The sequence below is a fragment of the Chelativorans sp. YIM 93263 genome (genome assembly GCF_028767125.1).
GTDB lineage: Bacteria > Pseudomonadota > Alphaproteobacteria > Rhizobiales > Rhizobiaceae > Chelativorans.
Map to the genome: position 1 here is coordinate 692,011 of NZ_JAKCWP010000001.1, position 19,036 is coordinate 711,046.

The window sequence follows — 19,036 nt, forward strand, 5'->3', positions numbered from 1 at the left end:
TCTCACCCAAAGGCTGTCGGCGATAGATAGATGACGGCGAACGCCACCAGCCCGACCACCGCGGAATAGAGACTGAGCTGCGTGAAGACAAGTGCGGAGACGTCCTTGTGCGGTACTGCCCCGCCGATAAAAAAGCGCGCAAGTGAGAAGAGCGCCGAGCAAAGCGACAGCAACACATGCAGCGCAAAATAACCGCCGATAAAGACCACCAGCGCTCCATAGGCGTGGCTCTTCAGATTGAAGGGTAGCTCGCCCCAGGCCGCGAACAGCGCATAGGCGAGGCCGCCCAGGACCGGGAGGCTAAGGAAGAGTCCCAGAAGGATACCACGCCGGTTGTGATGGCTGGCTGCCCAATGAGTCAGCCCGACCACTATAAGGGAAAGCACTGTGAGCGCGAGTACGATGATGGCGGACGTTCCGGTCTCCGGTGCAAAGCCCGGCGGCGGCCACACGGCGGCGGAGGTCCAGAGATAGAAGTAGGCGTAGACGAGCGACGCGAAGACCGCCCCGTCGACGAAGATGAAGATCAAGCAGCCCAGCCAGTCATGCGCGCCGGTGCTGCCCGAGCCGATCGGAAGGGTGAGCCCGTTACCGACATATTTCTCATGCTTCTCGTGCGGTTCCTCCCATAGCCAGAACAGGAGGATGAGGAGGAAGGTGGCCGCACCGGCCGCTGCGATCCAGTATTTCGAGATGAGAAAGCCAATGAAGGTCGCGGCGGTGGCGAGTGCCGCCAGGAGCGGCACGAAGCTGGGGCTCGGCAAGCGCAGCACATATTCCGGTGCAGCACCTACGACCGAGGTGGCAAGCACCTCGCGCTTGCCTTCGGTGGCGGTCGGCAGATATTCGCGTGCGCTCTCGATGCGGTCGTGCAGGCCCGGCTGGTCCCACAGCGGATTATAGCTGGTAACACGGGGAATGCTGCGGATGTTGTAGGGCGGGATGGGCGATGGGTTTGCCCATTCCAGCCCTCCCGCTTCCCAGGGATTATCACCCGCCGGCTCACCCCAACGCACATGCCAGAACACGTTGACGACAAACACGACCGCGCCGGCAGCGAACATGTAAGCGCCCAGAGTCGAAGTTAGGTTCAGCCAATCCCAGCCGAGACCAGCGGGATAGGTGTAGACACGCCGGGGCATACCTAGGAGCCCGGTCAGATGCATCGGGAAAAAGGAGACGTTGAAACCGATGAAGAGCATCCAAAAGCTGATCTTGCCCATCGTTTCCGAGAGCATTCGTCCCGTCGCGCGTGGGAGGTAAAAGAAGAGCGCAGCGAAGAGTGGGAAGACCATGCCGCCGATCAGCACGTAGTGGAAATGAGCGACCACGAAATAGGTGTCGTGCACCTGCCAGTCGAAAGGTACCATGGCGACCATGACGCCGGTCAGTCCGCCTATGACGAAGATGATGATGAAGCCAATAACGAAAAGAAGTGGCGTGCGCAGGAGCGGGCGGCCTTCCCACAGAGTGGCGATCCAGGCGAAGACCTGGATTCCGCTCGGGATCGAGACGGCAAGGCTTGCCCCGGCGAAGAAGGAGAGCGCCAAGCGCGGAATGCCGGTAGCGTACATGTGGTGGACCCAAAGGCCGAAGCTCAGGAAGGCGGTGCCCACCACGGCCAGAACGAGCAGGCTGTAACCCACCAGCGGTCCGCGCGACAGTGTCGGCAGCATGGCGCTGACGAGCCCCGCCGCCGGCAGGAAGATGATGTAGACCTCGGGATGCCCGAAAATCCAGAAAAGATGCTGCCATAGGAGGGGATCGCCGCCGCGTGTCACGTCGTAAAACGGAATGCCGAAGGCGCGTTCGGCCTCAAGCAGGATGCTGGCGAGGATCAGCGGCGGGAAACCGAAGATGATCATGAAGGAGACCGCCAGCATGTACCACGCGAAGATCGCCATGCGGTGGAGCGACATGCCGGGAGCGCGCATCCTCAGGATGGTGACGATCAGTTCCAGCGCGCCCGTAATGCTGGCGATTTCGACGAAGGTGACGCCGAGCAGCCAGAAATCCTGATTGATGCCGGGGGAGAACTCCTTGGTCGTGAGCGGCACATACATGAACCAGCCGCCATCAGGCGCGGAGCCGATCAGGAAACTCGAATAGAGCAGCAGCCCGCCGAACAGGAAGCACCAGTAGCCGAAAGCGCTGAGGCGTGGAAAGCAGAGGTCCCGCGTGCCGATCATCGACGGTATGAGATAGACGCCGAAGGCCTCCATCATGGGCACGGCGAAGAGAAACATCATCGTCGTGCCGTGCATGGTGAAGAACTGGTTGTAGACCTCGGTCGAAAGCAGGTCGTTCTCCGGCACGATGAGTTGCGTGCGTATGAGGAGCGCGAGCACACCGCCGGCGAGGAAGAACATGAAGGTGGTGAGAATAAAGCGCCGGCCGATCACCGAGTTGTTGACGGCGCTGATGCGGCGCCATCCGCTCGGCTTCTCCCAGACACGCTCGAACTGCGCCTCCGCCTCGGGGCCCACGACCTCGGCGGCCAGGGGGGAGCGGAATTTTTCCGCCGCGTCATTCATTGGAGGCTCTCCAGATAGGCGGCGATGGAGAGCCGCGTTTCACGGTCGAGATGCGGAAATTCCGGCATCTTGTTGCCGGGCTTCATGTCGTCGTTGCGGGCGATCCAGGCGGCGACGTTCTCCCGGGTATTGTCGAAGGTGCCTGCTGCGATGGTGAGCCGGCTGCCCAGATGAGTAAGATCCGGACCTTCCGTTCCCCAGGCGCCTCCCCCGCGCACCGTGTGGCAGACGACGCAGCCGCTCGCGTCGAAGGCGTCCTTTCCGGCATGGACGGCTCGCGTTTCGGGCGGCGTGGCCGGCGAGCGCTGCCGCTCGGCCCATGCCTCGAATTTCTCCTGTGGTACAGCCACGGCATAGAAGGCCATTTGTGCATGGGCCAATCCGCAGAACTCCGCACATTGGCCGCGAAAGACGCCCGGCTCCTCCGCCTCGATGACGAGACGGTTGGTTTGGCTGGGGATGAGGTCGAGCTTACCGGCCAGCCGCGGCAGCCAGAGACTGTGGATGACGTCCGAAGAGGTCATGAGCAGCTCAACCGGCTGGTTTACCGGCAGATATAGCTCGTTGGCCGTGGTGAAGTTGCGGCTGGGATCGCGATGGTCGACATATTCAATATCCCACCACCACTGATGCGCCGTCACGCGGATGCTGATTGCGTTTTCCGGCAGATCGGCACTCACACCGGAGCCTGCCCTCAGGCCGAAAACCAGGAGGATGGAGAGCGCAACGATGGGAAGCACAACGCCGCCCGCGACGATCATCTTCACCGGTGCAATGCGCCAGCGTCTTTCCGGCGCTTGAAAGCTGGCATAGAGCAGCAAGCCGAGAACGAGTAGAAAGATCGCGGTGCCTGCCCAGAACATTGCCCACCACAGATAGGCCACCTCGCGCGCGGCGGCGCCGCTCGGCTGCAGCGCCGATTGCGGGCCCGCGCAGCCTGTGGATAGAAAAACGGCTGCGGCGACAAGACCGGCGAAATACCGGGCAGCGAATCCCAATGCTGGCGAGATCATCGGCGCCGGTACCTCATCGTCTTCCCGGAGGTCGATCACCGGCAGTTTGCCGGGGGGCCACTATCCTCCCCCCGCGTCGGTTCCGGTATCGGGCTGCTGCTCTTCGCCGCTGTCATCGGGTTGCTCGTAGCGACCGCCCTCCTCGAAGCCGAGCTCGGCAGCGTAATCCTCGATCTCACTCAGAGTCCCAATATAGGCGACCATCTCCCACGCCGTCTTGCGCGGCAGCATGGAAGCCCAGGCGGGCATCCCGTTACCGCGGCCATGCATGATGCTGAGGTAAATCTGGGCCGGTTCCCCACCGTAGATCCAGTCATTGTCGCTGAGCGGTGGGCCCATCCCTCCGCCACCGAGGGGGGCATGGCAGCCGGCGCAATTATAGGCCGCGAAATGGCGTTCACCGGCGGCAATAGCATCGGTATCGCCGGAATAAGGGTTCTCGATATGCGGATCGACGCGCGCCATACCCGGAAAGAGCGTCGTGGCCGGAATGAGGATGGAGCGCCCGTCTCCGGTCGGCAGTCGGCCTTCCCAGATCCCTTCCTCCTCCTCGACCCGAGGCGTGAAAGTGCCGGCGGGAGACTGTGCCTGCTGCGGCTCGCCAGGTTCCTCCGGCGCTGCGGGCGCATCGCTTCCTGCGGGTTCGGTAAGTTGGACCGGCTCCCCCCCATCGCCGGGCTCGCCAGGTTCGGAGCTATCTGTTGCCTGTGCGATTTCGGTCGGGCCAGGGGTCTCGGTACGGTCCGCAGCAGCCTGCTCCCGCATCGTTGCCAACGGGTCGATCTGCGGCTCCGTTTCGGCGGTGTCGCCTGGCTGGTCGCAGGCGGCAAGGGCCAATCCCAGCGCCGATATCACGTAGATCCGGACGCTTGCCCGCTTTTTTGGAGTCATTACCTGCTCCTTGATTGTGCCTCCGCTTTCAGCCGTCCACCAAAGGCACGCCGTATTCCTCGAGCACAGCGCGGACGTCATCCTGCCGGCGCTGCAGGAAATCGTTCAATTCCTCCCTCAGCGCCTGGTCGTCCTTGCCCACGCCCATTGCAATCGAGAAGTCGAAGCGGAGAGATGAGGCGTCCTCAGTGTCAGTGATCGGCACCGCCCTCATGGTGACCGGCGCTCGCGTGGCGAAATAACCCCCAAGCGGCCCCCAGACCGCGGCCACGTCGAGCTTGCCCGATGCCACCGCGTCTATGATGCGCGCCGGCGGGTTCGGCTCGCGATAGTCGCCGTAGATCATATAGCCGGAAACATTGTCGACGATCCCCTGGTTGCCCAGAGCATGGGCGGGCGGGGTGTTGGCGCCGTCGTCGCCGATCAGGTGCACGCCGATCTTCAGCTCTTTCAGGCGCGGATCGCTGATGGAGTGGAGATCAAGGCCACTCTCTTCGCGATAGACGTAGACATAGGTCGAGCGGTAATATGGCTTGGTCGTCTCCACCAGTTCGTAACCCGCCGGCACGCCCATGATGACGTCGCAATCACCGGCATTGAGCGTGTTGCGGACGAAGCCGCGCCGCTGCGCCCACCAGGTGTAGGAGAGTTCGGCACCGAAATCCTCGGCGATCAGCTCAGCTATCCTGTTCTCAAATCCCTCGCCCTTTTCATTAGAGAACGGCAGGTTGTTAGGATCGGAGCACACGCGCAACTCGCGCGTGTCGGCTGCCGCACCGTGAGTAAGAACGGCGCCTAGTGTGGCAATGGACCCGGCGAAAAGCCACTTTCGGTATCCACCCGTCATTGCCCTTCCTCCTCATCGAGTAGAGGTTCAACAGGGGCAGGTGCTGGAGGTTCAGGTTCCGTTGGCGCTCCGGTCTGAGCATCTTCCTCCGGCTCTGCGCCTGGTTGGATACCCGAATCCGGCTCGACCTGCGGGGGCGGTGCTTCCGTCCCGATCTCCTCTTGCGGCTCGGCAGGTGCCGCAGCTTCGGTTCCAGGCTCGGTATCGGCTGGTGGAGCTTCTTGTGAGTTGATCGTATCCGCACGCTCCTCGGGCAGGGCGAAGACGTAGAGCGTGCCGCCAGGGCCGGTGTGCTCCGGGAGATCCTGCATCGCGCCGACGAAACCCAGCGCGCCGAAGGGCACATTGGTGTCGAGATCGCCGGCCACCACCGCGCCTGCCCATCCGCCGACGCCGGCCAGCACGGCGACATACTGCCTGCCGTCCGATCCCTGATAGGTAATCGGCTGGCCGATGATGCCCGAATCCACCCGGAACTGCCACAAAAGCTCGCCCGAGCGTGCGTCGACCGCCTTGAACCAGCGGTCCATGGTTCCGTAGAAGGCGACGTCTCCGGCCGTTACCACGGTTCCGCTCCAGACCGGAAAATTCTCCTCGATTGCCCAGACCTTCTCGGCGTTGACGGGATCCCAGGCCATGTATTCACCGCGATAGCCGCCGGGGCCGGCATACATCTCCACCTCTGCGCCGACGAAGGGCGTGCCGGCGATGTAGTTGGTCTCAACCACCTTCATGTCCATGCACAGATGCTGGTGCGGTACGTAGACGAGGCCCGTCTGGGGAGAATAGGCGGAGGGCTGCCAGTCCTTCGCACCTGGGGCGGCGGGACAGATATCGCGCGTGATCTCGCCCTCGCGCGGCTCCTTCTCCGGGACATGGATCGGCCGGCCTGTCTCCAAATCGATGCCACGGGTGACGGTCACATGCTCGTATTCCTCGGCCGAAAGCACCTTGCCGGTGGTCCGGTCCATCACATACATGTGGCCGTTGCGCTCCGGGCGTACGAGCACCTGGCGCATCTCGCCGTCGATCTCCAGGTCCATCAGGATGTTCTCGTTGACCCCGTCATAGTCGAACAGGTCGTGCGGGCCCCATTGAAAGGCCCAGCGCGCCATGCCCGTATCCGGATTGCGGGCGAAGATAGAGGCGGTCCACTTGTTGTCGCCCAGCCGCTGATTGTGGTTCCACGGCCCTGGATTGGCGGTGCCGTAGTAGATGAGGTCCAGCTCAGGGTCGTAAGAAATCCAGCCCCAAACGGTGCCGCCGCCGATCTCCCATCGTCCCGGCGGCCATGTAGTCACGCCGAGATCGGGCTCGGCATCCTGAGGGTAGGGCGGCTGGAAGTCCTCACCGATGAGCACTTCCTCGTCCGGCCCGGTGGAATAGGCGCGCCAGGCGATCTCGCCCGTTTCCACTTCGAGCGCGGTCAGCCAGCCGCGCACGCCCAGCTCGCCACCGCTGTTGCCGACCAGAACCTTATCTTTCACCACCAGCGGCGCCATGGTCATGGTCTCTCCGCGGTTGATGTCGCCAAGTTTGGTCTTCCAGATTTCTTCGCCGGTCTCCGCGTCCACAGCCACCGCGTGGTTGTCTAGGGTGTTGAAGAAGATCCTTCCTTCGAGATACGCGGCGCCCCGGTTCACCACATCGCAGCAGGCGACACCCTGCGCCGCGCGATCCGGCTCCGGTTCGTAGGACCACTTCAACGAACCGTCGGTGATGTCGAGCGCATAGAGAATGTTGGGCCACGGCGTGACGATGTACATTGTGTCGCCGACGACGAGCGGTGCAGCCTCGTGCCCACGCACCAGGCCGGTGGAAAAGGTCCACGCCACATCCAAGTCCTGCACGTTCTCGGCATTGATCTGGTCGAGGCCGCTGAAGCGCGTCGAAGCGTAGTTCTTCGCCGGCATGACCCACTGCGTATCATCCTCAGAAAGCTCGACCAGCGTTTCATTCGCCTGGGCGCCTGAACAGAAGGTGCAGAAGAATGCTGCGCTGGCTGTCAATGCAAAGCGGCGTAGTCCTCCATGAGCAATGATCCCCGCGACCGGAATGGCGATGTTCATTGTCCCTCCCCTGGTGATGTGGCCGGTCCTGATATGGCGCCGGCTCATCCGCCGGACGCCCTCGGCCCGACAAGTTGCTCATTTGCGGAACAATCATGCTCCGCAAATGTTCCGCTTTTAGAACTACGCCATGGATGTCGACTCCTGAGCCGCTGAACGAGCGAGGATGAAATGCGCGCAAGAGCGACCGCTATACTGGCTGCCGCAGCGACCTTCATTTCCGGGACTTCCCAAGCGTTCGCGGGCGGAGACCTCGTGTCGGGGCGCGAGAAGGCACAGCAATGCGTGGCCTGTCATGGCCCCGGGGGAGTGGCCCCCAATCCGACCTTTCCGCATCTTGCCGGCCAGAACGCCGCCTACCTCGAGATACAACTCGAATATTTTAAGAATGGGCAGCGGTTTCACCCGGTTATGACCCCGGTAGCCGAGGCGCTGACCCCGCAGGATATCGAGGACCTCTCCGCTTATTTCAGCGCAGTCGGCCCACTGGCGGACGCACCTTAGAGAGAGATTTAACCAGGGGGACAACACTTGACTAATGAATTGCCCAAACGGCCGACGCCTTCGTCCTGCGCTCGCGTTTCCGGGTTGCGGCCGCTGCTGCTGGCAACCTTCATGGCTGTGCTGACTTTCGGGCGGCCCGCTTTCGCTGCCGACATCCGCGTCGGGATTCTTGAGTACGGCACCGTTGCCTGGGAACTCGACGTCATCGACCACCACGGACTGGCGGAGAAGCGAGACCTTGATCTCGAAATCGTCCGCTACGGTGGTGAGGGCGCGCTTGACGTGGCACTCAATGCCGGCGCAGTCGACATTGTGGTGAGCGACTGGTTGTGGGTCTCGCGCCAACGCCATGAGGGTCGGTCCTTCACGCTTGTGCCTTATTCGACCATGGTCGGCTCGCTGATGGTTTCGCCCGATGCTGACGCCGCCACGCTCGCTGATCTGAAAGGCAAGCAGATCGGCATAGCCGGTGGGGCACTGGACAAGAACTGGCTGCTCATGCGGGCCTATGCACGCAGTGAGGAGGGCGCCGACCTCGCCGACATCGCGGAACCGACCTTTGCCGCCCCGCCATTGCTCAATGAACTGATGCTGCGCGGCGATCTGCCAGCCGTCATCAACTACTGGCATTACGGCGCACGGCTGGAAGCAGCCGGCATGAAGCGCCTCATCGATGTCGAAGACATTCTGGAAGGCCTCGGCGTGCATGACAGCGTGCCGCTGCTCGGCTGGGTCTTTGATGAAGACTGGGCGGAGGAGAATAGCAAGAAGGTGCAAGCCTTCCTGGACGCCTCCTACGAGGCAAAAAAGATCCTGGGTGAATCGGAGGAGGAATGGACGCGCATCAGGCCCTTGGTACAGGCGGAAGACGACGCGACGCTGAAAGCGCTGATGATCAATTATCGCCGGGGCATTCCACGAACCTTCGGAGAACGTCAGGTGGAAGCGGCCGAGGAAACCTTCGCGGTGCTTTATCGCGAGGGTGGTGGCGAGTTGACAGGCGGCGCGGAGAACCTGACGCCGGGCACGTTCTGGTCGGGGTTCCGGCTTCAGGACAGCGCGAGCTCAACGGCGCAGCCCTAAGAGCGCTTTGTTTCGTCGCTCTGCTTCTGGCTTGGCAAGCTGCAGCTTTTTGGGCCGGCGGCCGGGTTTTGCCAGCCCCGGGCACGGTTCTCGTCGCGCTATCGCAGCACTTGACCGAGGGAAACCTGCTTTTCCACCTTGCCGCTACTCTTGCGCGCGTCCTGGCCGCCTTCGCCGTAGCGATGGTCGTGGGCTCGATCATGGGCATCGCCATGGGGCGCTGGCGCCGCGCCGATTATTCCCTGGATGGAGCGCTCGTTCTCGGGCTCAACATCCCTGCACTGGTGATCATCATACTGTGCTACGTCTGGTTCGGTCTGACGGAAGCCGCCGCCATCCTTGCCGTCTCAATCAACAAGATCCCCACCGTCGCCGTGACCATGCGTGAGGGCGCGCGAGCCGTCGACCGGCAGCTCATGGACGTGGCGACAGCCTTTGACCTGCCGCCATCGCGCACTCTGCGAAAGGTGTATCTACCCCAACTCTACCCCTACTTCATGGCCGCCGCGCGTAGCGGTCTGGCCCTTACTTGGAAAGTTGTTCTCGTTGTCGAACTACTCGGCCGCTCAAGCGGCGTCGGCTTCCAGCTCGGCCTTTTCTTCCAGATGTTCGATATCGCCGGCATCCTTGCCTACACGCTCGCCTTCGCAGCGGTGATCCTGACGCTGGAGGCGGCGGTTCTCCGCCCAGCCGACCGGCGAGTAGCCAGGTGGCGGGCATGACGGCGCTCTCCATCGACATTGCGCGCAAGGAATACACGCCGAGCGACATAGTGGCGCTCGAGGGGCTGCGCTTCAATGTGGAGAAAGGCTCCTTCGTTTCGCTGGTCGGTCCCTCGGGTGCCGGCAAATCGACACTGCTGAAGCTCATTCTCGGCATCGACCGGGCGTTCGATGGCAGCATCCATTTCCTGGACGGAGGCACGCGCATCGGCTGCGTGTTTCAGGAGCCCCGTCTGATGCCATGGCTGTCCACCCTTGAGAACATCCTGCTGGTGACCGGCGATGGTCCTGGGGAACGCGAGCGCGCCAGAGAACTCATCACCGCGACGGGGTTGGCGGGCTTCGAGGATGCCTTTCCGCGCGAGCTCTCCGGCGGCATGCAGCGGCGGGCGGCACTGGCGCGCGCTTTTGCGGTACAGCCGAGCCTTCTTCTGATGGACGAGCCCTTCGTCTCGCTCGACCGGCCCGCTGCCTCTGCCCTGCGCGAACTTCTGCTCGATCTCTGGCGCGAGACCCGGCCAACCATCCTCTATGTGACCCACGATCTGCACGAGGCGCTGGCGCTCGCCGACCGTGTCGTCTTCATCCGCAGGCGGCCGGGGCGCGTGGTGCTGGACTTCTCCATCGACCTGCCGCGCCCGCGCAGTGTCGACGACGTTGCCATTCATGCACTCCATCAGGAGTTATTGGAAAGCCATCCAGGCCTGCTGCAAGGCATCCTTCGGGAAGAGAGGGAGGCGATGCCGGATGGATAGCAACCGCCCCCTCCTCGAAGTCACCAGCCTTGCCAAGAGCTACGGCGGCAGGACGGGGCTTGCAGGGATCGACCTTGCGGTCGGCGCGGGCGAATTCGTCGTCCTGCTGGGCCCGAACGGCGCCGGCAAGACGACGCTCTTCAACATCCTGTGCGGGCTTCTCCCCCCTGACGCCGGCGAGGTGCGGATCGGCGGCGGCCGCCCGGGCGATGCCGGCGCAAGGCGCGCACTTGGCATCGTCTTCCAACAGCCCACCCTCGACCTCGATTTGTCGGTTCGCGCCAATCTGCGCTTCCACGGCGCACTCTATGGGATGGGCGGTCGCATGCTTGAAAGCCGGATGGAGGAAGAGCTTGCTCGCGCCGGTCTCGTTGAAGCCGGCCGACAGGTCTGCCGCACACTCTCGGGAGGCAACCGGCGCAAGGTGGAGCTTGCCCGCGCGCTGCTGCACGAGCCTACAGTCCTTCTCATGGATGAGGCGACTGCGGGGCTGGACCACGCCTCCCGCCGCGCCCTTGTGGAGGATGTGCGCCGGCTCGCCAACCGGCGCGGGGTCGGTGTGCTGTGGGCGACGCATTTGGTGGATGAAGCAAGCGAGGCAGACCGCATCGTCGTGCTCCATGAGGGCCGCGTCCTCAGCGACGCCGCACCGGCAGAGTTCACCTTCAGAACGGGCAAGCCGACGGTGGATGCTGCCTTTCTGGCGATCACCAAGGCAGGCGCACCACGCGAGTCAACAATATGAATGGAGGACCCCTCATGCGGACGCTTCGCCGGATTATTCTTTCCCTGTTTCTCCTGACGGTACCGTTTATCGCCGCACAGGCGCAGGAAAGCGGGCGCGTCTTCGTCAGCAGCGAGAAGGATAACGCAGTTATCGTCTTCGACGCGGGCACATTGGAGAAGACGGCGGAGATACCCACCAGCGAGCGGCCGCGTGCCCTGCAGCTCAGCCCCGACCGGCGCCTGCTTTATGCAGCTTGCGGCGACGGCGACGCGATCGACGTCATCGACCTCGAGGCAATGGAGGTGATCGACCGCCTCGAGGTGGGGGACGATCCGGAGATGTTCGACCTCAGCCCGGACGGCAAACTGATCTACGTCTCCAATGAGGATGACGCGCTTTTGACGGTCTTCGATATTGCCGCCAAGGAAGCGGTGGCCGAGGTAGAGGTTGGCGAGGAACCCGAAGGCGTTCTTGCCGCCCCCAACGGTTCGGTGGTCTACGTCACCTCCGAGGTGGCGAATATGGTGCATGTAGTCGATGCCGAAACCCATGAACTTCTCGCCAACACGCTGGTCGGCAACCGCCCGCGCCGGTTTGCGCTGACGCCGGACGGCAGCGAGCTGTGGGTGACCAACGAGTTGAGCGGCAGCGTTTCCATCCTCGATACCGGCAGCTACGAAGTGACGGAAGAAATCGCCTTCGAGCCGCAGGGCTTTCGCCGTGAGAACGTGACGCCTGTGGGCATCGTCATGACCGAGGACGGCAGCACTGCCTATGTCGGGCTGGGCAGGGCGAACCATGTGGCCGCCGTCGATGTCGCGGCGAAATCCGTGCGCGAGTATGTGCTGGTCGGCGAGCGCGCGTGGGGTCTGGCACTCAACGGCGACGAGTCCACGCTCTACGTTGCGAACGGGCTCAGCGACGACATGTCGGTGGTCGATACAGCTTCCCTGAGCGTGGCGAAATCGGTGCCCGTGGCGCGAACGCCGCATAGCGTCGTCGTGGTGGATTGAGATGCGCATCATCGCGGCGATTCTCTTTTTCCTGCTGGCGGTGGTCCCGGCCGCCGCCGAGACGGTCACCTTTGGCTTCCTCTCGCTGGAAGGCGACCCGCGCTATTCGGAAAGCCGGCTCGATATGCGGCTTCCGGCACAGCCCTGGGGCAAGCCCGACCAGGGCGCGGAGGTTGCTTTGCGGGAAAGCCGTTTCGTGGGCTCTGCCCTCGGGGTTGAGTTCGATCTGGAAAGCGTGGTCGTCGCCGAGCCGAAGGAAGCCGCAAGCGCGCTGGACGCGTTTATCGAGCAGGAAATCTCTTTCGTGCTGCTCGATCTGCCGGGCGAGCTCGTTGCGCAACTCGCCCAGGCCACGGCCGGGCGCGACGTGATGCTCTTCAACATCTCCGCACCGGATGATGCTCTGCGGCAGACCGCCTGCTCGGAAAACCTTCTCAACATCGGGCCGAGCCGAGCCATGCTGTCGGACGCGCTGGCACAATATCTCGTTCGCCAGGACTGGCGCGACGTGATGGTGCTGAAGGGCGAGGCGCCGGAGGACGAGGCGGTGTTCGCCGCCTTCGAGCGCTCGGCGAAACGCTACGGGCTGAACATCACCGAGGTGCGCCCCTTCGTTCTGGGCAGCGACCCGCGCGAACGCCAGCGCAACAACGTGGCGCTTCTCACCTCGGACGCGGAGTACGATGTGCTTTTCATCGCCGAGGCAAGCGGCGAGTTCGCGCGCGAAGTGCCGTTCCGCACCCAGCATCCGCGTCCGGCGGTCGGTGCAGCGGGGCTGACGCCGAACTTTTGGCATTGGGCGTGGGAGCGGCATGGCGCAGCACAGCTCAACAATCGCTTTGAGCGGCAGGCGGAGCGCTTCATGACCGGCTACGATTGGGCCGCCTGGATCGCGACGAAAGCAGTGGTGGAGGCGGTGGTGCGCACCGAAACGACAGAGTTCGGCGCCGTCGCCGATTATGTCCGGAGCGAGGAGATCGTGCTCGACGGCTTCAAAGGCTATCCGCTGAATTTTCGTCCTTGGAACAATCAGCTGCGCCAACCGGTCTTTCTCACCATGCCCAATTGGGTGGTCGACCGGGCGCCTTTCGAAGGTTTCCTGCACGAGACCAACAATCTCGACACGCTCGGCTTCGACGAGAGGGAGACGCAATGCGCGCTCAGCCGATGACCGCTGAAGCGATTTCGGGCCGAACCGGCACTCCCTCCGGGTTCGGGGCCGCACACGCGGCCCGCGCGCTTGGCGCCATCGTGCAGCGCGATCTCTTCCGCTTCGTGCACCAGCGCGGCCGGCTCGTTGCCGCGGTGGTTCGCCCGAGTCTGTGGCTGCTCGTCTTCGCGCTCGGCTTCCGCAACGTCTTCGGCGTCTCAATCATCCCGCCTTACGAGACCTATGTGGAATACCAGGTTTATGTGGTGCCGGGGCTGCTCGGCATGGTGCTGCTGTTCAACGGCATGCAGTCTTCGCTCGCCATGGTCTACGATCGCGAGATGGGGTTCATGCGGCTCCTGCTCGCCGCACCGTTGCCGCGCTGGTATCTGCTCCTGTCCAAACTGGTCTCGGGCACGGTCCTCTCGGTGCTGCAGGCCTTTGGCTTTCTCGCCGTTGCGGCAGCCTTCGGCGTCGACATTCCCTGGATGGGATGGTTGTGGGCGCTGCCGGCACTGCTCCTTGTCGGCATGATGCTGGGCGCGCTCGGGCTCGCGTTATCAGTCCACATCCGCCAGATCGAGAACTTCGCCGGCGCGATGAACTTCGTCATCTTCCCGATGTTCTTCATCTCCCCGGCGCTTTATCCGCTTTGGCGCTTCGAGGAAGCCGGCGCGCAGATCGTCCATGTGGCCGCCCAGCTCAATCCCTTCACCTATGGCGTCCAGCTGATCCGTTTTACCCTATACGGACAATTCCACACACTCGCCGCTGCAGTCGTGGGCGGCTGCCTCGTAGCCTTCTTTGCACTGGCGGTCGCCGGCTATCGGTTGCGCAGCCCGCCGGCTGCTCCCCGAAACCCGCAATCCACATGACCCGGAAAAGGAGGTCCGTGATGAAATGTGCAGCTTCCGCCGTCACCCTAGCCGCTACATTGGGCGTTGTTGTCCTGCCGGCCGCAGCGCAGGAAGAACCTGCCGAGCCCCTGGTACCACGCGAGGAAGGTGCGGAGCCGCAGGCGCAAGAGCAGCCGGCACCGCAAGCGCAGGCGGAACAGGCGCCCGATTGCGCCGGCCTCCCCGATCATGGACAACTCACCTCTTCGCTGCGCGAAGTGGTGGCTCCAGGCGATCCGTCCGTCAATGGTGGCCTCGGCAATCATATGTGGGCGGTCGTTGTGAACCGGGCAGGCGTGGTCTGCGCGGTCGCGCGCTCCGGTGAGAACTTCGGCGACCAGTGGCCGGGCAGCCGCGCCATCGCGCTGTCCAAGGCGCATACGGCCAACGCTTTCAGCCTGCCGGGTTTTGCGCTTTCCACCGCCAATCTCTACTGGCCTTCACAGCCGGGCAGCGCCCTCTACGGGCTAGAAGCAAGCCATCCCGCCGCCGGCGCGGTTCAGGAAGGCTCTGCCGAGGATTGGGGCACGGAGGGTGACCCGCTGGTTGGACAGCCCGCCAGCGGAGTGACGGTGTTCGGCGGTGGATTGGCCCTCTACACCGGAGAGGACGAGCTTGCTGGCGCCCTCGGGCTCAGCGGCGACGAGGCCTGCACCGACCACGTGATCGCCTGGAAAGTACGCCACTCGCTCGATCTGGACCACGTGCCAGACGGCGTGACCGACGCAGGCAACGACAACATCATTCATGATCTCACGGTCGATCCGGCCACCGGCAGGCAAGAGAGCTCGAGCGGCTACGGTCATCCGACCTGCAGTCCCACGGCTGAAAGAATTTCGGAGAACTTTGGGGAGACCCACCCAACAGGCGGTGCTTCATAGCCGCCACGTCGGCGGCAGTAGAGATCACTCCATGGAATTCCGCTTCCAAGTGGTTGGCTGTTAGACTGAGGAATACTGATAGGAGGGGTCTAGTGGATTTCGTTGAGGCGACGGCTGACCAAGACGACATCATTGTCCGTCATTACATGGCCATCTGGGAAAGCTACGGTACCCCTCCTGATCAGCTACAGGTTGATGCAGAAGCGATCGTGCGGAACTTTCTCGTTTCGGGACGCGAAGAGAGAAGCCTTGCCAGCTTCATTGCGTTCGATGGAGTGGTCGCCGCAGGTTCTGCCTCCTGCCAGCTTCACTCAATGCCGTATCCTGCGGTTGTGAAAAGCGAGCGTATGTTGCCAGGTTACATCTGGGCAGTCTACGTCGCCCCACAATATCGGAGGCAGGGCATCTCCAAGACGTTGACCAGGATGGCTGTCGATCATCTACGACGTGCGGGCTGCACCGATGTCGTGTTGCATTCATCCGAGGCAGGAGAAGCACTTTATCGCGGACTTGGTTTCAAGCCTGCGAGCGAGATGCGGTTGAAGTTCGGCGACAAGTGAGCAACCGCTATGGTAGTGGGGTAGCGCATCGAAACATTCACTTCACCGGTGGTGTTGCCGCGCTCGACAGCTTTCAAAACCTTGGCGGCTTGTGCACCGCAACGCCCCGATCATCACGAGCACCACCCCAATATCCTCAAGGATGAGCATAGGTGCGCCGAAGGGCTTGAACGCTTGCTGAACGCCAGCGACCGATTTGTTGACGTTGTTCAGGAGGGCTACGACATCACACTGCGGGACCACTTTAGCCCGCTGCCGGACTCCGGATTGGTTCAGCGGCGTATCCGAACAGAATCGTTCTGGCTCGTCGCCGCGCCGGATTATTTAGCAGACGAACAGGTTCCGCTCGACCCAGCAGATATCGACGGTTGGCAAGGTCTGTTCGCTGCCCAGGGCGAAACAGGCTGGACGCTCCAGAACAAGGAAGGGGCTTCTTTGGCGGTAACATTGCAACCGCGCTACTACGCGAACGAAGGTGCGGGCCTTTTGGCAGCCGCCATTGCCGGCCTCGGCATTGCCTGCCTGCCGAGCTCGATGTGCCAGAGCGCAGTACGCTCTGGAGCGCTTACGAGGGTGGTGCCGGATTGGGACGCAGGCAGTGTGACGATCACGCTTCTGATGCCGCACCGACGCGGCCAGCTTCCCTCCGTTCGTGTCGTGGCGGATTTGATCGTTGAGCAACTCAAGCGTGACTGAGAGCGGTTTTCCGATGATCGAATCCACATCACCTTTTGTGGCGGCAGGGCGGTCGCGCCAAGGACAACGCTAGGATTCCCCAACCGCACCACATCACCAGACGCCGCGGCGAAGCGGGGAATGCGGTAAAATGCTCCCACACCATGTCGCATCACTGTGGACGCCTTCCTTTCTTTGAAGTTGCGGGATTGATCACCGCATGAGTGCCGCGGTCATAGAACGCGGATACTTCTTAACGTCCCATTGCTCGCGGATGAATGTCATGGTTTTAAGGAACAAAACCATGACATGGCGGTTTCGATCACATGTCGAATGAAAAGTGGAACTGGCTCGGCGATCACATCGCAATCGATCTCGCCAACACCGTTAGGCGCTGCGGTGGACAAACGCGCGAACTGCTCGAAGTGACGGACGACCTCGCAGAGTGGCTTCACCTAGAGCGGCACCGCTTGCCCGTTCCACGGCATGTGGACGAGGTCCTCCTGCACGAATTTATCGTGTTGCGAAACCATTGCCTTGATCTGCTCGATGCTGCCCTTGCAGGCACGGAATTGCCCCGACAGGCAGTGATGTGGGTGAACGATATCGTTGCCAGCCATCCCCTTCCGCGAATTCTGAGATCGAGTACCAATCGCGTCGAGACACTCCCGGCCTCATCTGGCGATCTCCGACACGATCTGAAGGCCACCCTCGCCGCCGCCATTGTAGATCTCCTGGCCGCGGAGGACCTCTATGAGTTGGCATTCTGTGATGCTCCCAGTTGCGGCCAATTCTTCCATCGCCGCCGGCCAAACCAGGCTTGGTGCTGTCCGGCCTGCGGCGATCGCGCTCGGACCGCGCGCTACCACAAGCGAAAAAGGAAACCACGATGACCATCAATCTTGCGGGCTTCATCGCGGTTGTCGCGATTGCCTATCTAGTGCCCGGTCCGGATTTCCTGATCGTGACGCGCTATTCCGCGCGAAATACGGCAGCTGGCCGGGCGTCGGCTTTGGGTGCGCAGGCAGGCCTTTGTGTTCACATGCTGGTCGCGGCGTCGGGCCTGTCAGCCTTGCTCATCCATTCAAGCTACGCTCTAGCCGTGGTGAAGTTGCTTGGTGCCGCCTATCTCATTTGGCTTGGCTCCACCACGCTTTGGCGCAGTCTGCGAGAACGGCGTCGCACCGACAATAGGCAAGGTCCAGATACTCCGTCGGAACGCGGAAATGAGGCGATCGCTGTGAGCGTCGGCTCTGCGTTTCGTGCCGGCTGCATGACTAATCTGCTGAACCCAAAGGCGATGCTTTTCTTCGCTAGTGTCCTGCCCCAGTTCGTCGATCCGTCAGCGCCCATTCTTCCTCAGGTGCTCCTGCTAGCTCTCTTGGACATCGTGTTGGGCGTTGCCTACTGGCTGGTTGTTATCGGCATGGCTCGAAAGCTCATACGGTCCGGCTCCGCCGCCCACCATCGAGAATGGTGGGAGCGCACGTGCGGTGCCGCGCTTGTTGCTGCGGGCGCAGCATTGGCCCGTGCTGGCGTTTAAGCGCGAGTATGGCGTTCACCCAAAACAGATCACGTCCCCGGTTTCCCGCCTCGCTTCTGGTGCTCGGCAGCGTTCTGAGCATCCAGTTCGGTCAGGCCTTCGGCAAGGACATGTTCTCACTGGTGGGGAGTGCTGCCGGCGTCGCATTTCTGCGTCTGGCATTCGCCGCCGCCATACTGCTGGTCATCTGGCGCCCCCGGCTCCCCCAGGATCGCGCCTCTTGGCTGTTGACCATCGGCTTTGGCACGGCCATCGCGGGGATGAACCTTATCTATCCCGCGATGCAGTATCTGCCACTTGGAATGGCAACGTCATTGCAACTACTCGGTCCGCTCTGCCTCGCGCTGGCTACCTCCTTGCGGAAGGTGGATTTCTTGTGGAGCATACTGGCGATTGGCGGCGTTGCTCTGTTTTATCTTCCGAGGGGAACGGAGTTTTCGCTGCCGGGTCTACTTTTCGCACTGGCCTCTGGGCTGGCGATGGCGCTTTATCTTTTGCTTTCCAAAAGAAGTGGCGGTGCTTGCGGGGATGGCTCATTTCTTGCGCTTGCAGTCACATGGGCCGCACTGCTGTACATGCCCGCAGGCTTGACTCAATCCGGCTTCGAATTCCTCAGCGCAGAAGTTGCCGCTGTTGGACTCGCATTGGCAGTGCTTTCTGCTGTTGTACCTTACAGTCTCGACCAAGCCGCATTGCGCCGCCTCCCACCTCGACTGGTCGGGGTACTGGAAAGCCTCGAGCCTGTCGTTGCGGGAATTGCTGGCGTGATCGTACTACAGGAGTATCTTCAGCCACTCCAGTGGCTGGCAATCGCATGCATATCCCTTGCATCTCTCGGCGCGATTTCATCAGAGGCCGGGCGGAAGGGGAGTGGCGCGACGGACTGAGCTAAGGACCAGGGATTTCGATGCCGCGCTTGGCGGTAATTTCGTGTTGGCGCGATGGAAATGGTAGCACTGGCGCACCCGATAGGATTCGAACCTATGACCTCTGCCTTCGGAGGGCAGCGCTCTATCCAGCTGAGCTACGGGTGCTCGAAGTCATCGTAATCGACGATGGTCGCGCCTACATAACCGAACGCCACCTGCGCATCAATGCCAAATTGGTATTACGCGAACCCTGAAGGCAGAGATACCGGGTTCGAATGCTGACGGATGCGTAGCGGTTTTGTGC

19 protein-coding genes and 1 tRNA gene are annotated in these 19,036 nt (G+C 62.4%); 14 read left to right on the forward strand and 6 right to left on the reverse strand.

From position 1 onward, the window contains the following. Positions 1 to 2 precede the first annotated feature (2 nt). From ctaD to LY631_RS03415, 5 genes are read right to left on the reverse strand one after another with little or no spacing between them, the layout of a single operon-like run. Positions 3 to 2,534, reverse strand: coding sequence for a cytochrome c oxidase subunit I (ctaD, locus tag LY631_RS03395; protein WP_274423695.1), 2,532 nt, complete (start codon positions 2,532 to 2,534; stop codon positions 3 to 5). Further along, positions 2,531 to 3,586, reverse strand: coding sequence for a cytochrome c oxidase subunit II (gene coxB / locus LY631_RS03400; RefSeq protein ID WP_274423696.1), 1,056 nt, complete (start codon positions 3,584 to 3,586; stop codon positions 2,531 to 2,533). Before coxB ends, ctaD begins: the two co-directional genes overlap by 4 nt. A 21-nt stretch (positions 3,587 to 3,607) precedes the next feature. Next, complete coding sequence (locus LY631_RS03405; RefSeq protein ID WP_274423697.1) at positions 3,608 to 4,438, reverse strand: c-type cytochrome; 831 nt, start codon at positions 4,436 to 4,438, stop codon at positions 3,608 to 3,610. 28 nt (positions 4,439 to 4,466) lie between these two features. Then, complete coding sequence (locus tag LY631_RS03410; RefSeq protein WP_274423698.1) at positions 4,467 to 5,285, reverse strand: substrate-binding domain-containing protein; 819 nt, start codon at positions 5,283 to 5,285, stop codon at positions 4,467 to 4,469. Further along, a complete protein-coding gene (locus LY631_RS03415) occupies positions 5,282 to 7,354 on the reverse strand; it encodes a methanol/ethanol family PQQ-dependent dehydrogenase (protein WP_274423699.1) in 2,073 nt (690 codons plus the stop codon). The genes LY631_RS03410 and LY631_RS03415 overlap by 4 nt, the downstream gene beginning before the upstream one ends. 171 nt (positions 7,355 to 7,525) lie before the next feature. On the opposite strand from LY631_RS03415, the gene LY631_RS03420 reads away from it, so the two are divergent. From LY631_RS03420 to LY631_RS03485, 14 genes are all read left to right on the forward strand, one after another. Beyond that, positions 7,526 to 7,858, forward strand: coding sequence for a c-type cytochrome (locus LY631_RS03420; protein ID WP_274423700.1), 333 nt, complete (start codon positions 7,526 to 7,528; stop codon positions 7,856 to 7,858). A gap of 111 nt (positions 7,859 to 7,969) precedes the next feature. After that, positions 7,970 to 8,941 (forward strand): ABC transporter substrate-binding protein, encoded by a 972-nt coding sequence (locus LY631_RS03425; RefSeq protein WP_274423701.1) that lies wholly within the window; start codon positions 7,970 to 7,972, stop codon positions 8,939 to 8,941. Next, entirely contained in the window at positions 8,890 to 9,663 is a 774-nt protein-coding gene (locus LY631_RS03430; protein ID WP_445082835.1) for an ABC transporter permease, read from the forward strand. Before LY631_RS03425 ends, LY631_RS03430 begins: the two co-directional genes overlap by 52 nt. Then, positions 9,660 to 10,418: an ABC transporter ATP-binding protein gene (locus tag LY631_RS03435; RefSeq protein ID WP_274423703.1), complete on the forward strand. Its 759-nt coding sequence runs from the start codon at positions 9,660 to 9,662 to the stop codon at positions 10,416 to 10,418. Before LY631_RS03430 ends, LY631_RS03435 begins: the two co-directional genes overlap by 4 nt. Then, complete coding sequence (locus LY631_RS03440) at positions 10,411 to 11,163, forward strand: ATP-binding cassette domain-containing protein (protein ID WP_274423704.1); 753 nt, start codon at positions 10,411 to 10,413, stop codon at positions 11,161 to 11,163. Before LY631_RS03435 ends, LY631_RS03440 begins: the two co-directional genes overlap by 8 nt. A gap of 14 nt (positions 11,164 to 11,177) precedes the next feature. Further along, positions 11,178 to 12,158, forward strand: coding sequence for a PQQ-dependent catabolism-associated beta-propeller protein (locus LY631_RS03445; protein WP_274423705.1), 981 nt, complete (start codon positions 11,178 to 11,180; stop codon positions 12,156 to 12,158). A 1-nt stretch (position 12,159) separates the two neighbouring features. After that, complete coding sequence (locus LY631_RS03450; protein WP_274423706.1) at positions 12,160 to 13,329, forward strand: ABC transporter substrate-binding protein; 1,170 nt, start codon at positions 12,160 to 12,162, stop codon at positions 13,327 to 13,329. Continuing rightward, a complete protein-coding gene (locus LY631_RS03455; protein WP_445082836.1) occupies positions 13,326 to 14,183 on the forward strand; it encodes an ABC transporter permease in 858 nt (285 codons plus the stop codon). Before LY631_RS03450 ends, LY631_RS03455 begins: the two co-directional genes overlap by 4 nt. Positions 14,184 to 14,203: 20 nt before the next feature. Then, positions 14,204 to 15,085 carry a GlcG/HbpS family heme-binding protein gene (locus LY631_RS03460; protein WP_274423708.1) on the forward strand — a complete coding sequence of 294 codons (882 nt, stop codon included), beginning with the start codon at positions 14,204 to 14,206 and terminating at the stop codon, positions 15,083 to 15,085. Positions 15,086 to 15,177: 92 nt separating this feature from the next. Next, positions 15,178 to 15,645 carry a GNAT family N-acetyltransferase gene (locus LY631_RS03465; RefSeq protein WP_274423709.1) on the forward strand — a complete coding sequence of 156 codons (468 nt, stop codon included), beginning with the start codon at positions 15,178 to 15,180 and terminating at the stop codon, positions 15,643 to 15,645. A 54-nt stretch (positions 15,646 to 15,699) separates the two neighbouring features. After that, positions 15,700 to 16,341, forward strand: coding sequence for a LysR substrate-binding domain-containing protein (locus LY631_RS03470; protein ID WP_274423710.1), 642 nt, complete (start codon positions 15,700 to 15,702; stop codon positions 16,339 to 16,341). A gap of 305 nt (positions 16,342 to 16,646) precedes the next feature. Further along, on the forward strand, positions 16,647 to 17,213 hold the full coding sequence (locus LY631_RS03475; RefSeq protein ID WP_274423711.1) for a CGNR zinc finger domain-containing protein: 567 nt from the start codon (positions 16,647 to 16,649) through the stop codon (positions 17,211 to 17,213). Beyond that, complete coding sequence (locus LY631_RS03480; protein WP_274423712.1) at positions 17,210 to 17,863, forward strand: LysE family translocator; 654 nt, start codon at positions 17,210 to 17,212, stop codon at positions 17,861 to 17,863. The genes LY631_RS03475 and LY631_RS03480 overlap by 4 nt, the downstream gene beginning before the upstream one ends. 8 nt (positions 17,864 to 17,871) lie before the next feature. Next, a complete protein-coding gene (locus LY631_RS03485; protein ID WP_274423713.1) occupies positions 17,872 to 18,750 on the forward strand; it encodes an EamA family transporter in 879 nt (292 codons plus the stop codon). Positions 18,751 to 18,820: 70 nt separating this feature from the next. Here the strand turns inward: LY631_RS03485 and LY631_RS03490 are convergent. Beyond that, positions 18,821 to 18,897 (reverse strand) — tRNA-Arg (locus tag LY631_RS03490). Positions 18,898 to 19,036 lie beyond the last annotated feature (139 nt).

What these genes read in the sequence shown, in the direction of transcription:
- ctaD (WP_274423695.1), bottom strand. Translation starts at nt 2,534, where the DNA reads ATGAATGACGCGGCGGAAAAATTCCGCTCCCCCCTGGCCGCCGAGGTC.
- LY631_RS03405 (WP_274423697.1), bottom strand. Translation starts at nt 4,438, where the DNA reads ATGACTCCAAAAAAGCGGGCAAGCGTCCGGATCTACGTGATATCGGCG.
- LY631_RS03410 (WP_274423698.1), bottom strand. Translation starts at nt 5,285, where the DNA reads ATGACGGGTGGATACCGAAAGTGGCTTTTCGCCGGGTCCATTGCCACA.
- LY631_RS03415 (WP_274423699.1), bottom strand. Translation starts at nt 7,354, where the DNA reads ATGAACATCGCCATTCCGGTCGCGGGGATCATTGCTCATGGAGGACTA.
- LY631_RS03420 (WP_274423700.1), top strand. Translation starts at nt 7,526, where the DNA reads ATGCGCGCAAGAGCGACCGCTATACTGGCTGCCGCAGCGACCTTCATT.
- LY631_RS03425 (WP_274423701.1), top strand. Translation starts at nt 7,970, where the DNA reads ATGGCTGTGCTGACTTTCGGGCGGCCCGCTTTCGCTGCCGACATCCGC.
- LY631_RS03435 (WP_274423703.1), top strand. Translation starts at nt 9,660, where the DNA reads ATGACGGCGCTCTCCATCGACATTGCGCGCAAGGAATACACGCCGAGC.
- LY631_RS03440 (WP_274423704.1), top strand. Translation starts at nt 10,411, where the DNA reads ATGGATAGCAACCGCCCCCTCCTCGAAGTCACCAGCCTTGCCAAGAGC.
- LY631_RS03445 (WP_274423705.1), top strand. Translation starts at nt 11,178, where the DNA reads ATGCGGACGCTTCGCCGGATTATTCTTTCCCTGTTTCTCCTGACGGTA.
- LY631_RS03450 (WP_274423706.1), top strand. Translation starts at nt 12,160, where the DNA reads ATGCGCATCATCGCGGCGATTCTCTTTTTCCTGCTGGCGGTGGTCCCG.
- LY631_RS03455 (WP_445082836.1), top strand. Translation starts at nt 13,326, where the DNA reads ATGACCGCTGAAGCGATTTCGGGCCGAACCGGCACTCCCTCCGGGTTC.
- LY631_RS03460 (WP_274423708.1), top strand. Translation starts at nt 14,204, where the DNA reads ATGAAATGTGCAGCTTCCGCCGTCACCCTAGCCGCTACATTGGGCGTT.
- LY631_RS03475 (WP_274423711.1), top strand. Translation starts at nt 16,647, where the DNA reads ATGTCGAATGAAAAGTGGAACTGGCTCGGCGATCACATCGCAATCGAT.
- LY631_RS03480 (WP_274423712.1), top strand. Translation starts at nt 17,210, where the DNA reads ATGACCATCAATCTTGCGGGCTTCATCGCGGTTGTCGCGATTGCCTAT.
- LY631_RS03485 (WP_274423713.1), top strand. Translation starts at nt 17,872, where the DNA reads ATGGCGTTCACCCAAAACAGATCACGTCCCCGGTTTCCCGCCTCGCTT.